This is a genomic window from Brachybacterium fresconis, assembly GCF_017876515.1.
In the GTDB taxonomy this organism is placed as follows: Bacteria; Actinomycetota; Actinomycetes; order Actinomycetales; family Dermabacteraceae; genus Brachybacterium; species Brachybacterium fresconis.
Genome location: NZ_JAGIOC010000001.1, coordinates 2,656,229 through 2,669,708, shown reverse-complemented (window position 1 = coordinate 2,669,708; position 13,480 = coordinate 2,656,229). Strand labels below are relative to the sequence as shown.

Sequence of the window (13,480 nt, the reverse complement as noted above, 5' to 3'; positions counted from 1 at the left end):
TGCGTCAGTCTTGTCGCTTCAAGGGATCTTATGTCGGGGACGGCGAGGAGGCCCCCCGGCCTGCGCGGCGGCACGCCGTGCATGGCGGACATCAGGCGTGCTGCGCCCGACGGAGTCACGGGGGCAGCCCCGTCCGCGATCCGTGCGGCAGTCCCTGACGAACACGTAGAAGCCTCTCGTCGCCACCAAGGACTGCCCCGAGGGCGCCACCTCGAGCCAGATGCGTTGCCACAGCTTGAGACTCCCGCACAAACAGCTCTCCAAGCTTGTGGTTCCGAAAGGCTCTCTGCATACGAAGATGTGCTGCGCTCGCTCCGCGCGACTTCACTACGCGTCCACCACGAACTAGCACCAGTGCGGGCTTGGTGCGGCGCAGAGCTCTGGCCGGGAATCGTGCGACGCGACTTGGCCCCGCTGCTCTCGCGGGCTACGCGGTTCACCGCCGTGGAGCGCGTCGAGGCCATGCTCGACGCCGAAATGGATGCTCCACAGACGTTCTGCCATGGCGATTTCGGTCCTCACAACATCTTGTGGGCCGGGGAACGAGTCGACTCGGTCATCGACTTCGACCATGCCTGTATCGGAGATCCCGTGATCGACCTCGCGCCCCTGATCAGCTTCCACGGCGCCTCGGGCGTCATGCCGCTTGGCGAGTCGGAGGAGATCCGAAGAGCGATGCTCCACCGAGCGACTCTTCGCCTGCAGGTCGCGGCGGCTGCACACCTTGCAGGACTCGGATCGCTGCGCAACCACGCGCTCGGGAATTTCGAGCGCCGCGCTGTCGAAGGCACCCTCTTCGACCCCAGCGGCGAAAGGCCGGACTGACACCAGATCGTGCAGCAGTCCCCATCCATGGATGCTCCGGGACTCGCAGGCAGGTCAGCCACCAGGGGTGGCGGTGACTTCAAACGGGAGTGACCCATCCTTCGGCGCGGGCTGCGCACCGTCCAGTGGCGTCACCGTGGACCACGGTGTGCCGCCAGCCGGCTGGGTCAGGAAGAGAAGCAGATCTTCATCAGCGTTCAAAGGATCGCCGCTCGGGTAAGGGGCGCCGGTAGTGCATGTTTCCGGGGTCGCGGCGATTGCCTCCGTGTCCGCCAAGTCCCCCTTGAGTACCTGCAGCACTTCCACGTCGTGCACAGCGGCGTCGAGCCCGTACATGTTCGTCACTGTTGTGGAGGCGCTTGATCGGCCGATGATCACGGCATCCGCCTCGTCGAACGCTGCCTGGGGATCTGACAGATCTGCCCACGAGACGCACGCTTCAGCTTTGACTCCGCGCCCGGGATCGCTCGCGCAACCAGATGCCGCAAGGAGCCCGAGGACTCCGAGAGCAACGATCTGCGGGACACGACTGGACATGAAGGTCAGTATGCACCGAATCCGGTAGCGAACGGACGCGTCCTGTTGGGGTATACCCCACGGCGCAGACGTGTCACGGAAGCGCCGATTCGGGCCCTGTGGGACGGGGGAGGTGTGACTTCGTCCGCTAAATGGCGGGGATCTTCCGACGCTAAGTGGCGGCCCCGCAGCCGCGGGTCCAGAGCGATTACTTGGGGGTCCGCATTCCGCAAGCCGATGGTTTACTGACAATGCGCCGCGGCCGAGATCGAGGCGTGCGGCCTCTGACCGGGATCGCGGCGCGACTCGATGTCGAGCACGGTGAAGCCGGCCTGGTTGAGCAGATGGCGGATCTGCTCAATCGGCCAGTAGTAGGCCGTTGTGATCGCATGTGGGAAGGGCTCCGCCGTGGCGCTCTCGAAGAATCCGATGAGCACTCGCCCGCGCGGCACCAGAGCCCGGGCGATCGCGGAGAGCGTCGCCGGCAGCTCCTCCGGGGGAACGTGGATGAGCGAGTACCAAGCGAGGACTCCGTGCAGCGATCTATCGGGCACGTCGAGACGGTCGAGCGCGCCGACCCGGAACGGCACGTCGGGGAAGCGGGTGCGTGCGCTCTTGATGAATGCGGGCACCAAGTCGACTCCCTCCACGTCCACGCCTTGCTCATGCAGGAATGCCGCCCAATGCCCGGGACCGCACCCGCCGTCGAGCACCCGACCAGGGATGTCTTCGGCCCATCGTTGGATCCGTCGCCGGTCCAGGTCGTGCATCTCCTCGAGGGAACCGAGCGCCCGGGTGTACTCCGTTGCGCGCGCAGCGTAGGCGTCGCGGACCTGGCCATCAGTCATGCTCACGAGGATAGACGCGCGTTTCGGTGATCTATCGCTGACCGGGCAGACAGCGAAGTGGTGAGCATCAGATTGGCATTGTCATCGATCAAGGACGGACCCAAAGATCACCCATCCCGGTCATCTTGATCGAGCGCGGGTCCTGAGGCAACGCTGCTTAGCGACTTGATCATGTAGTCGCACGAGTTCTGATGAACGACTTCGCCGCGAGTTCCCGATTCAACCCACTCATCGGTCACTTCTCCGCGTCCCCACAGCACGTAGCCGAGGCGTTCGTACAGCCGACGCGCCTCCGGATTGCTTGGTTCGACAGCAAGCCCCATCGAAGCGCGGCCCTGCCGTGCCGCGACCAATTCGGCTGCGGTTATGATTGCCGTCCCGATCCCCTGCCGTCGAGGCTCTGCCTCCAGGGCATTGATCTCGGCCACGCCGGGGTGAGCCGCACGAACTGGCTTGTACTTCGATTCGTTGTAGATCGTCGCTCGTCCGACATTCTGCGGTCCTCGCCATGCCAGAAGGTAGGATGCAACCCCAGAACGTTGCAGCGCAAAGCGCTCGCGATGATGCGCTGCAACCTGCAGCGTGAGATCTTGAGACAAGAGGTGTTCCAGGTCGGACTGACTGCATGGTTCGACGCGCAACTCCTCGCGCCAGGAAACTACCGGCGACACTCCGGCGCCCTCACCCCAATTACTGTAGCTGCTCATGTGATCGACGATAGGCGCACGACCGGCGAAGGGGAAGCATCTGCACTCGTGGCCGTCCGCAAGAGTATGACCGAGGAGTCGGTGCCACACGTGTCGAGCTCCGTCACGACCACGGCCGAGCGTTCCCGCAAGCGGATCCCCTTGCGGTACAACGGACGGCGCTTCGTCCTGGGGTCGAGACGATGCCGTTGCTGGGGTCGGTTACGTCGTCGGTTCCTCGCCGGTGCTTCCGTCAGCCCGCTCACGTAACAGGTCAAGGTGCCCGAGGTGGCGTGCGGTCTCCTCGACCAGGTGCAGCAGGATCCAGCGCATCGATACGTCGCGGGAGGCAGAGGTGACGTCGAGTGAGGGCGCAGCAGTGACTACGGCATCGCAGCGACGGGACTCCTCGGCGTAGCCCGCGAGCAGGTCGGTCATGGTCGTGTCCGCCGCCACCCGCCACTCGGCTTCCGGATCTTCCTCGGTCCAGTCATAGCAAAGATCACGCTGGCCGGCGAAGACACCCCGCAGCCATGACCGTTCCACGTTGGTTAGGTGGCGTACCAGTCCGTGCAGGCTCATCCCGCTCGGTGTGGCGGCTGAGTTCAGAACCTGATCCGTGGTGCCGCCGAGCTTCCACGCGACAAGGTCCCGTTGACGCTGCAGCACGCCCAGCAGCGTCGTGCGTTCATCCCCGTGGTGGGCTGCCTCGGTGATTCCATACCGCGTGCCGTTCGCAATGCCGCTGTCGTCACTCATGAGCCGAGTCTGCCATCAAGTGGAACCTTGCGCCGACCCTGGCCGCCTCCTTTCATGGCTCATCGCATCTAATCTAAGGCTAGCGCCCGACGCGGAAGGTTCTTGTCTGCTGCTGAGGCTTGCCGTTCTGAGTCCACTTCGCTTCAACGGTGGCCTCGAAGGAGACCAAGGGGATAAGGCGCCAGGACCTCTCCGACTCTCCGTGGACCGTGACGGGGCCGTCGGGTCCCTCGAACCTCATTGCCGGTTCCCCTTGGGAGTCCAAGGGGGCGCCCGACAACTGGAATGTAAGCCCTTCGGCATCCACGGGGGAGGGGTTACTCACCACTAGCTCGTTGCGGGTCGTGACCGTCTTGCCTCGCCCATTGACGCTCGTTTCATGGACGTGTCGCCACTTGAGCCCGGGGCTCCCGTGCAGGCCAGATACGCCTGAATCTGCGATGCCGGTTGCCCACTCGTTGTTCTGGACGTCTAGTTCAAGGGCTCTCGTTACCTGGTGCGCGATATCAACTGCAGAACTATACGACCCGGTAAGGACGGTTTTCTGGAGTTCGGCTCGGAACTTCTCGAGTGCCGCTGCCTGGTCGAGATCGAGCTTGCGCGGGCGATCCTCGTCAGAAAAGTAAACATGAACGGGGCGGCCGCGCTCTTGGGCATGGCGGATCTCCTCGGCTGTGCCGGATACGTCCATCCCCGTATCGCTACCGAGGCGACTGTTGAAGAAGGCCACGACCACGTCGGCGTCGTCCACTGCCTGCTCATTGATCAGGGCTTGAGGCCGATCGCCCGATAGGGGGACTGCGTTGCGCTCGTAGAGCCAGGGTAGGGCTACAACACCACGGCGCATGCCCGTGTTGAGGGTCCACTGAAAGACCTCGTCGCGCACCTGCTCCCGGGCCTCGCCCGTGTCGCTCGGGGACGCGATGAGGACGGTGATGGCTGAAACTCTTCGGGGCATTCTCGCCTGCTCTCTGTCGGGGTGAAGACATTATCTCCACTCCACCTGTCTCGATCGTCACCGGGCAAGTGTTGCGCTGGGGTATACCCCAACCTGCAGATCTGTCAGGAAACTGCCGATTCGGACCCTGCGGGACGGGGAAGCCTACGGTGCTGTAGCTGTCACGCAGGGTGATGCCTAACCGGACGGATGCGCTCAGTTGAGGTACCTCGCCCTCCGGATCGGGCACAGTAGAGTCCATGAGCGCCACCTCGGGGCTTCCGTGCGAGGGGGTGAACTTCTTTCTGGCCGACGGCGAAGTCGCGTTCCAGGAGGTCTTTCACGTCCACCTTCACGTCTTCCCCCGAACAACCGGCGACGGCTTCCGCATCGACGCCGGCTGGCGACAACGGCCACGCGCCGAGCTTGACGAAGCAGCTGAATCCGTCCGGACTGGCATAGCTGCCTCGCCGTCCTGACGTCTGGTCGCCGGTTGAGTCGTGAGTGCGAGGGAGACGCGCCGCGACGGTGTTGCGCGGCTGCAACCGGATGCGTAGCTGTCCCTGCGCGTGCGCTGCCGTCGAGCGGCTGATCACCACGAACTCTCCACGGTGTGAAACGAGGTCAGCGCGGCATACTGGGAAGGCGCCTAGGAAGTCGGAGGAACTATGCACTTGGTCTACGTCGATGACTCCGGCGACTCCAGGAGCGGCACCATCCTCACCGCTCTGCTGGTGCCTGATCATCGCTGGAACGACGTGTTGGCGGCATGGCTCGAGGGCCGGCGCCAGATCCACCGAGAGTTTGGGGTCCCCAAGACCAAGGAGCTTCATGCCAACGAGCTTTACAAAGGCCGGGGAAGGTACTGCGAGACCACCGCTGACGACGAGCTGTTCTCGACGCCGCGACGTGAAGCGACGGGTCGCATCATGCTCTCGTGGCTGTCTAACCTCGAAATTTCATGACGCCCGTGAGTGGGGTGGGCCGGCGTCGTTGCCGGTGTTCAGCTGCTGATTCTGGCATCTGGGTGTGACGATCTGTCGCAGTGTCCGTTGCGGGCGGTCGGGTTCCACGCCCGAGGTCGTGCAGCTGGAGATCGTAGGGACGGCTGAGTCGTCTGGTCAGGTCTGGGCGACGGCGGTGCGGAGCCGGTTGACGCCGGTCAGGACGGTGGAGGCTTCCGGGGCGTGCCGGGCGAGGTGGAGGACCTTGTGTCGGCAGCGCCGCACGAGCGTCGCGGGGATCTCGAACAACCGCGCGCGGAGTCGTTTGGGCTCCCATCTCCTTGCGTCGCCGCTGGTGAAGGCGATGGTCTGCATCCAGGCGACAAGCTCAGAGGCGAGCTGGACGATCTGGCACCAGATCTGGTTCTGCGCGAATCCCTGCAGCGGGAACTTCTCAAGGCCCATGTCCTTCGCGTTGCGAATCCGGTCCTCGCAGCGCGCGCGGCGACGGTGACGCAGCTCGAGAACGGGGAGCTGTCCGCGGCTGGTGTTGGTCGCGAACGCGGTGATCCGCATCCCGTCGTGGTCAGTGATTCGCAGCTGTGCCCCGGGGTGCGGTCGTTCTTTCCGCACGATGACGCGCATCCCGTCGGGCCAGCCTGCGAGGTCCAGCAGCCCGGTGAGGTCTGCGACCCAGGCCCCGTCTCGAATCCCGTCATCGTCGCTGTCATAGGCCGGCGTCCACGCGTCTGCTTCGTCAACTCGTTTCAGCAGGTCAGGAGTATGTGCGGGGAGGGTGAACCCGACCGAGTAGGCCAGACGCCGCGTGGTCAGCCACTGGATGTAGTCCTTGGTGCCGCCGGCTCCGTCGGTGCGGATCAGGATCTTCTTCGACCCCCGCCCGCCCCGGCCCAGCAGGGCTGGCGGGAGCTGGGCGAGAGCCTCGCGCGTGACGGCGATGTGATCGGCGGCGGTGTTCGATCCCGCGTTGCCCGGGCGCAGGGCGATGGCGAGGGGTTCCCCGGTGCCGGCCTGTCCGTGATCGAGGAACGCGCATAGAGGGTGATAGCCGAACCCGCGTTTGAACGTCGGTGAGGCCTGCTCCTTCTCACTGTGAACGTTGATCAGTGTGGCATCAAGGTCGATGACCAGCGGGTTCTTCGCGCTGACCCCGTGGCCAGGGGCGTGGTCACCGGCCATGGTCCAGGCTCGTTCGCGCGCGGCACGGCGAGCCCTCGAGATCGCCTCGACCACCGCCGGGGCGTCCTGGGCCAAGGTAGTGAGTGTGCGGGAGATCGTCGGCGCAGAGGCGACGGACCCGAACAGTCCCGGCTCGCACCGCAGCAGGTCAGTGTCGCGGGCGACTTCCCCGCCGATCGCGAGAGTCATCGCGAGGTCCAGCAGGACTTTCGCGGCGTGATGCTCGGCCAGCGGTTTCGTCCAGGGACCCAGCGCTTCGCGCAGCGAAGCGGCCAGGCCAGTGGCATGGAGCGTGTCGGTCAGCAGCACCGCACCCGCCTGCGAGACCGCCGGGACCTCAGCGATGTCCACGCGCGGACGGGGGTAGAAGAACAAGGTAGGCTGGGACACCTGAAAGGTGCTCCTTCCGGTGGATCGATACGAGCTTCAACACCCCGTATCATTCCAGGTCAGGAGCACCTTTCTCCATGCCGTCCGCCGGTCGGGACCACGCCCCCATGAAATCCCGAGGCTAAGGCCGAGGGCCTGCTGATCGTCACAATCGCGACACCCACCAACTCATCAGCCCAGGCATACGCCGTGCTCGTGAACTGGCTGGATCAGTGGGCAGAGAAGGAACAGACCACGGTAATGATCTTCTACGACGGCCAGCAGGGTTACGGTGAGCCGCACGCGGACCGCAGTCCTGAAGAGATCCGAGCAGACTGGGAACAGGCGCTCCGTTCGGCAGCGCCGTACCGCAACACCCATCGAGCACTGGACCTTGGCACGCGGCGAGTCATCGAAGACGTCGTCATGCAGGACAGCAAGTACAACCAGCTCATCCAGGCCGCTGATCTCGTCGCATACGGCGCGTACCACCTACACCTGCAGAACCACCCCGAGGTGTGGGGCCAGAAGAACAAGCCTGTGCCGGCAGCGATCCGGGCTTACTACAGGACCAAGAATCGCTGGCTACCCGGCTCTGACAACGGCATCATCTGGGTGGACGAACGCAAGAACCCCTGACCAAAGGCCAGGGGTTCGCGAGATGCGAGACCCTTTGGGTGACCAACAGGCCACATAGGGCCTCGCGTCTACGAGGGTAGCACTGGGCACCCACTCGCGCCAGGAGTGAGCACCGCACGTCACCTCTGGAGCGGGCGAGTGCGACTGGGGCCGCTGCGCCAACAGGAGCCAACCGCGGCGTCACTCTGGGGTATACCGGCTCTTCGCGGTTCGTGGTGAATGACCCTGCTGTGGAGGGTGTTCACGCTACGGTTCTCGCGGCGCTGGTCAGCAGGATACGCATCCGGTAGTTCTCCGCGTTGCGGAATCCGCGGCCGGTGCGTTTGATGTTCTTGATGCCGGTGTTCGCGGCCTCGACGCGGGCGGTGGTCGCGCCGGTGACGATGAGGACCTCGATCGCGTCCCACCAGGCCACGACGGTGTCGTAGAGCTTTGTCGCCTCGGGCATGTTCGCGATCTGGGCGAAGTAGCCCATCCGCATCCGTTCGTCCCAGGCCTGGGCGAGGGTGTCGGTGGCCAGCAGGCGGCGGAGTTGCTCCTTGATGCCCCAGGCGGCGGAGAGCTCGTCGGTGGGGTCATCGGTGCGGAACACGTCCTCGAGCCGCTCCCAGGCTCGCGGGGTGAGGGTGTCGCCGCCGCGTAGCAGCAGCATCCGGTGGGCCCAGGCCGGGTCGTCCTTGCGGCCCCGGCGACCGCGGTGGGTGCGGGCCAGGCGCTGCCTGATGGTGGTGACCATGTTGTTGCCGAGCTTTACGAGGTGGAACTTGTCGACCGAGACCGCGGCGCGGGGCAGGTAGGTCCGTAGTGCTTTGCGGAACGCGGCCGAGGGGTCGATCGCGACGATCTCGATCCGCTCCCGCCAGGCCTCGGAGCGCTGGGCGAGCCAGTCCCCGACGGTGGCGCTGTCGCGGCCGTCGACGATGCCCAGGACCTGCCCGGTGGCCAGGTCGACCAGTGTCGTCATCCACGGCTCGAACCGCCTCCAGGAGCCCTGATCGGTGCGGAACCAGCGCACTGACCGGTAGCGGTGCTCATCGATGCCCAGCCGGGTCACGCACGTCTTCTCGACGTCGGTCAGGACCACGGCAGCGGCGCTGAGGGCGGCCTGGACCAGCCACCACGAGACGCCGTGGGCCCGGGCGACCTCGGAAGCTGCCCGGCCGGAGGTGATCACGGCCGAGACGACTTGATCGCGCAGCCTGGTGGTCGAGCGGGCGTATCGGGGGATCTGCTCGGTGGCCTCAGCGAACGTGCCCCGGGCGCAGGCCGGCTCGAGACAGAACCAGCGCCGCTTGGCCCACACCACCACCGTCGCCCCGGCGACGGGAACGTCCCTGACTTGCTGCATCCGGCGGGAGTGGACCTGCGTCGCGAGCGCCCCGCAGGACGGACAGCCCGGCGGGACGGTCGAGGCGATCACCACCCGCCGGCTGCCATCGGGCAGGTCGACGGCATCGATGACGCGGTAGTTGGGCAGGTTGAAGATCGTGCTCGCAGCATCCCGCTGCGAACCAGTATTCTCGTGCACAGGCTCGTGGTCCTCTGGAATGTGGATGTCTTGACAACACCCATCACAGCAGGACCACGAGCCGTTCTACGCCAACGACGCGACGCTCCCCATCACCACGAACCGGGAAGAGCCCCCTATGTTCCTCGTCAAGAGGATCAGGGCTACTTGTTTGGGTTCGTGGCGCTGGGACTGGGGCGTGAGGGAGTGGCCGGCAGGGTGGCGTTGCTGCCGGTTCGTGGGTGCGTGCGAGGTGTCAGGCGGCGGTCGCGATGGGCGCCTCGGGGGTGGTCGGTGTGGTGTAGAACGTGCCGTCGCGGAGCATCGCGAATAGCACGTCGCAGCGGCGTCGGGCGAGGGCGATGAGCGCCTGGTTGTGCTTCTTCTTCTCGGCCCGCTTCCGGTCGTAGTAAGCCCGGGAGACTGGATCTTTCAGCGCTGCGAACGCAGAGAGGAACAAGGCCCGTTTCAGGACCTTGTTGCCCTTCCTCGAGGGGTGGTCCCCGCGGATCGAGGTGCCAGAACGCCAGGTCACCGGGGTGAGGCCAGCGTAGGAGGCGAGGTGGCCTGCGGTCTCGAAGTGCTTGCCGGTCACCTCGGTGATGATCCTGGCAGCGGTCCTGACGCCGACCGCCGGCATGGACATCAGAAGGTCGCAAAGAGGGTGGTCGGCCACCAACTTCTCGACCTGCTCGAAGACCTCCTCGCGGGAGGTGCGCAACTGGGCGAGCTGTGTGGCGAGTTGGCGCAGCACGAGGCCGGCCGCGTCGGTGCCGGCGACGGTGACGCTCTGCTGGTCCAGCGCTTCGAAGATGTCTGCGGCCCAGGCGTTCCCGCCTCGGGGAGCGTACTTGCGCATGAAAGTCGCAACGCGCTTCTGCCCCGCCCTCCGGAGCTCCGCCGGGCCCGGATACTTCTCCAGCAGGGCAGGCATGACGGGGTGGTCGAGGTGCTTGCCGATGGTGCGCTCGAGTGCCGGATGGATCTGGGTCAGCAGCCCCCGGATCCGGTTCGATGTGGCGGTGGCCTGCTTGGCGAGGTCGTCGTCGAAACCGCAGAGCATGCTCAACTGCGCGGCCTGCTCATCGGCCAGCACGATTGAACGCAGCGTGTGGGGCATGGTGCGGGCGGCATCGGCGATGATCGCGGCGTCGCGGGCGTCAGTCTTCGCTTCACCGGGGTGGAGATCGGCGATGCGGCGCATGGCCAGACCGGGAAGGTAGCCGACCATGACGCCCATGTCCCGAGCGACCGCCAAGGGCAGTGCGCCGATGGTCGCGGGCTGGTCCACAACCACGAGAATCCGTCCGTGGCCGGTGACTTTGTTGATCAGTGCGCGGAGTTTCGCCTCGTCCTGCGGCAGGGGCTTGTCCAGCAGCTTCTTGCCGGTGCGGTCGATCGCGACGGCGTGGTGGTCGGTCTTGCCGACGTCGATGCCGATGAACACATCGACCGTGTCGTGTTCGGGAAACATGAGCTCCTCCAAGGCGAGGTCGGACGGGTGGAACGGCTGGCTTGTCCTGCGGCCTCAGAGCTCGGCATCCACGTTACGCCCGGCCTGCCGTCGCATCGCTACGCGGCTTGGCCTGGTCCCTATCAGCGATCCTCTGACGCCTATCGAGGCCCGGTGGCAACACCCCCCGGATCATCAACGACTGGGGGTAAGAGCCATGCCGGGCCCGACAGGCCAGCCACCCCGATCCCGTGTGGAACCGGGGATACGAAGAAGGTAACGGGGCACACCCAGCCGGTGACCAGGTCGGTGAAGAGCGCGAAGCCCGGCGCGGTGAACACCATTGCAGTGAGCGCGAGCAGCTGCTCCCAGGACCTCAGCGCCGTCTGCGCCGGGCCCGCAGTGCCTCCACGCCCTGCGTTGCCTGCGCCTCGAGATCCTCGCGAGCGCTCTGGTATCGGTCCAGTGCCGCCTGGGCCGCCGGGACATCGGCCGGACGCACGTTGCTCGTCACCGGCCCGCCCGGCTCGTCGACAGCGCCGGGCTCTCGTGCTGGGCCCCGCTCGCGCATCGGCACGTCATCTTGCCGCACCGGCGGCGCATCGTGATCGGTGTCCCGCGCACCACCGGCGGCGTCGGGCTCGCGTTGTCTGCCTTGCTCACGTCGTGATGATCTCATGCCTCTCCAATCTGCCACTTCCATCAATGACAGATCGGAGAGGACAGGGCACGCCAGCACGCCGTAGAGACTCAGATCGAACCGCACCCGGTGCCCACTATGAGCGGCGGATCAAGTCGACCAAGAAGTGCGAACGCCCACAGGTGTTAAATCTGGTATTGATTCACAAGGAGAGATAGGAGTGCGGAGCCCTCGAGTCGGAGAAATTGGGCGACATGATTCGAGACTACTGCGCGAGCTCATCCCTTGAGCGAGCCGGACATAAGTCCCGACAGGAAGTATTTGCTGAGCAGGATATAGACCAGCAGCGTCGGCAGCGACGCCAGGAGTGCGCCCGCCATGGAGACGCCGTAGTTCGTCAGCAGGGCGCCGTTGGCGAGGTTGTTCAGCGCCAGGGTGACGGGACCGTTGGCCGGGGACGAGAAGAACACGGCGAACAGGAAGTCGTTCCAGGCGTTGGTGAACTGCCAGATCAGGACGACGACGAAGCCCGGAATCGCCAGCGGCAGCGCGACGCTGACGAACGTGCGGAACATGCCAGCGCCGTCGACCTTCGCGGACTCGATGAGCTCGTGCGGGACGGACTCGAAGTAGTTCCGGAAGATCAGGGTCGTGATCGGGATTCCGAAGACGACGTGCAGCAGGATCAGCGACGGGATGCCGTTCGGGACGCCGACGGCCAGCAGCATTTCCATCAGCGGGATCATGACGGCCTGGTACGGCAGGAACATGCCGAAAAGGATCAGCGTGAAGACTAGGTCGGCGCCGGGGAAGCGCCAGCGCGACAGGACGAATCCGTTCATGCAGCCGAGGACGGCTGAGATGATCGTCGCCGGGACGACCATCTGAACGCTGCGCCAGATGGAGGGGGCGAGCGCGTCCCAGGCCCGGGTCCAGTTCTCGGTGGTCCAGTCCTGCGGAAGGAACCAGGCTCGGGTCGGCGAGGCGTCGCCGATGCCCTTGAAGCTGGTGATCAGTAGGACGTAGACGGGGATCAGCACGACGACGATGCCGAACAGGATCAGCGAGTAGCGGACGAGCTGCGCCCACCGCGTTCGCCCCCGAGTGCGGGAAGCGGGGTGGATCTCGACGTCGTCGGGGGCGACCGGGGTGGGAGTGATGGGGGTGCTCATCGGGTGCGCTCCCGGTGCTGGTTGACGAGGTAGGGGACGATCAGAAACGCGACGATGATCAGCAGGAAGGCACCGACCGCCGCGGAGTTCGCGTAGTCGAAGCCCGACTTGAAGACGAACATGTCGATCGCGGGCACCTTGGTCTGGTAGGCCGACGCGCCGGAGATCGACATGATCAGGTCGAAGGACTTCAGGGACATGTGGGCGATGATCACGATCGCGCTCATCAGCATCGGCGTGAGCTGCGGGAAGATCACGCGGCGGTAGATCTGCCACTCGTTGGCGCCGTCCATGCGGGCAGCCTCGCGCAGTTCCTCGGGCACGCCGCGGAACCCGGCCAGGAACAGGGCCATCACGTAGCCCGAGAGCTGCCAGATCGCTGGCAGGGCGATCGCGAGGATGCCGAACGTGACGTTGTTCCACCAGGGATTCTGCAGGAAGTCCAGCCCGATCAACTGGAACAGCCGGTTCAGGCCACTGGCGCCCTCGCCCTGGCTAGAGTTCAGCAGCCAGCGCCACACGACCCCGGAGGCGACGAAGCTCACGGCCATGGGGAACAGGTAGACGGTCTGGAAGAACCGTCCGCCCTTCAGCGGCCGCTCCAGCAGCCACGCCCAGACGAATCCCGTTGCCATCGCACCCACCAGGAAGGCGAGGGTGAACAGCACCAGGTTCGCCAGTGAGTGCCGGAACTGCTCGGTCATCAGCAGGTCGATGTAGTTGGTCAGCCCCACGAAGGCGACGGGTTCCTGGCCGGCCTGCTGGGCGGCGGTGTGGTTGTCGGTCATTGACGTCCAGAAGTTCACACCGAGCAGGGCGTAGACGAAGATGCCGATCAGGAGGATCGACGGGAGGATCATGAGCACCGGTGCGCCGTAGCGCGAGACGAAGCCCTTCATACCCTCTCCTTTCTCCCGGGCTTTCCCCCGGGCGCGTCGGCACTCGGCGGCGGGCGCGGGCCCGGGACGCGGGGATTCCGGTTCGC

General features: G+C 65.5%; 14 protein-coding genes. 4 read left to right on the top strand and 10 right to left on the bottom strand.

The window, feature by feature from the left end:
* The first annotated feature begins 30 nt into the window (after positions 1-30).
* Positions 31-825, top strand: a complete 795-nt coding sequence (locus tag JOF44_RS20760; RefSeq protein ID WP_342591768.1) for a phosphotransferase family protein — start codon at positions 31-33, stop codon at positions 823-825.
* 54 nt (positions 826-879) lie between these two features.
* On the opposite strand, the gene JOF44_RS11990 is transcribed toward JOF44_RS20760, so the two are convergent.
* The 5 genes from JOF44_RS11990 to JOF44_RS11970 all read right to left on the bottom strand — a co-directional run bounded on the left by JOF44_RS11990 (position 880) and on the right by JOF44_RS11970 (position 4,520).
* Positions 880-1,362: a hypothetical protein gene (locus tag JOF44_RS11990; RefSeq protein WP_209891512.1), complete on the bottom strand. Its 483-nt coding sequence runs from the start codon at positions 1,360-1,362 to the stop codon at positions 880-882.
* Positions 1,363-1,583: 221 nt separating this feature from the next.
* Positions 1,584-2,189 carry a class I SAM-dependent DNA methyltransferase gene (locus JOF44_RS11985; RefSeq protein ID WP_209891509.1) on the bottom strand — a complete coding sequence of 202 codons (606 nt, stop codon included), beginning with the start codon at positions 2,187-2,189 and terminating at the stop codon, positions 1,584-1,586.
* 107 nt (positions 2,190-2,296) lie between these two features.
* Positions 2,297-2,896: a GNAT family N-acetyltransferase gene (locus tag JOF44_RS11980; protein WP_209891505.1), complete on the bottom strand. Its 600-nt coding sequence runs from the start codon at positions 2,894-2,896 to the stop codon at positions 2,297-2,299.
* Positions 2,897-3,097: 201 nt separating this feature from the next.
* Positions 3,098-3,634: a DinB family protein gene (locus JOF44_RS11975; protein WP_209891502.1), complete on the bottom strand. Its 537-nt coding sequence runs from the start codon at positions 3,632-3,634 to the stop codon at positions 3,098-3,100.
* Positions 3,635-3,713: 79 nt separating this feature from the next.
* The gene (locus JOF44_RS11970; protein WP_209891491.1) at positions 3,714-4,520 is read right to left on the bottom strand and encodes a hypothetical protein; all 807 of its coding nucleotides are present in this window, start codon (positions 4,518-4,520) and stop codon (positions 3,714-3,716) included.
* 311 nt (positions 4,521-4,831) lie between these two features.
* Here JOF44_RS11970 and JOF44_RS11965 point away from each other — a divergent pair, with 311 nt between their 5' ends.
* Complete coding sequence (locus JOF44_RS11965) at positions 4,832-5,050, top strand: HIT family protein (RefSeq protein ID WP_209891489.1); 219 nt, start codon at positions 4,832-4,834, stop codon at positions 5,048-5,050.
* Between the two features lie 195 nt (positions 5,051-5,245).
* Positions 5,246-5,536: a hypothetical protein gene (locus JOF44_RS11960; RefSeq protein ID WP_209891486.1), complete on the top strand. Its 291-nt coding sequence runs from the start codon at positions 5,246-5,248 to the stop codon at positions 5,534-5,536.
* A gap of 156 nt (positions 5,537-5,692) precedes the next feature.
* Here the strand turns inward: JOF44_RS11960 and JOF44_RS11955 are convergent, their stop codons facing one another.
* A complete protein-coding gene (locus tag JOF44_RS11955) occupies positions 5,693-7,105 on the bottom strand; it encodes an IS1380 family transposase (protein ID WP_417281547.1) in 1,413 nt (470 codons plus the stop codon).
* A 195-nt stretch (positions 7,106-7,300) separates the two neighbouring features.
* Here JOF44_RS11955 and JOF44_RS11950 point away from each other — a divergent pair, with 195 nt between their 5' ends.
* On the top strand, positions 7,301-7,723 hold the full coding sequence (locus JOF44_RS11950) for a DUF3800 domain-containing protein (RefSeq protein ID WP_209891484.1): 423 nt from the start codon (positions 7,301-7,303) through the stop codon (positions 7,721-7,723).
* A gap of 241 nt (positions 7,724-7,964) precedes the next feature.
* On the opposite strand, the gene JOF44_RS11945 is transcribed toward JOF44_RS11950, so the two are convergent.
* From JOF44_RS11945 to JOF44_RS11930, 4 genes are all read right to left on the bottom strand, one after another.
* A complete protein-coding gene (locus tag JOF44_RS11945; protein WP_209891481.1) occupies positions 7,965-9,251 on the bottom strand; it encodes an ISL3 family transposase in 1,287 nt (428 codons plus the stop codon).
* Positions 9,252-9,486: 235 nt separating this feature from the next.
* Positions 9,487-10,704 (bottom strand): IS110 family RNA-guided transposase, encoded by a 1,218-nt coding sequence (locus JOF44_RS11940; RefSeq protein ID WP_209891478.1) that lies wholly within the window; start codon positions 10,702-10,704, stop codon positions 9,487-9,489.
* An 897-nt stretch (positions 10,705-11,601) separates the two neighbouring features.
* A complete protein-coding gene (locus tag JOF44_RS11935) occupies positions 11,602-12,495 on the bottom strand; it encodes a carbohydrate ABC transporter permease (RefSeq protein WP_209891477.1) in 894 nt (297 codons plus the stop codon).
* Entirely contained in the window at positions 12,492-13,394 is a 903-nt protein-coding gene (locus JOF44_RS11930) for a carbohydrate ABC transporter permease (RefSeq protein WP_209891474.1), read from the bottom strand. Before JOF44_RS11930 ends, JOF44_RS11935 begins: the two co-directional genes overlap by 4 nt.
* Positions 13,395-13,480: the final 86 nt, after the last annotated feature.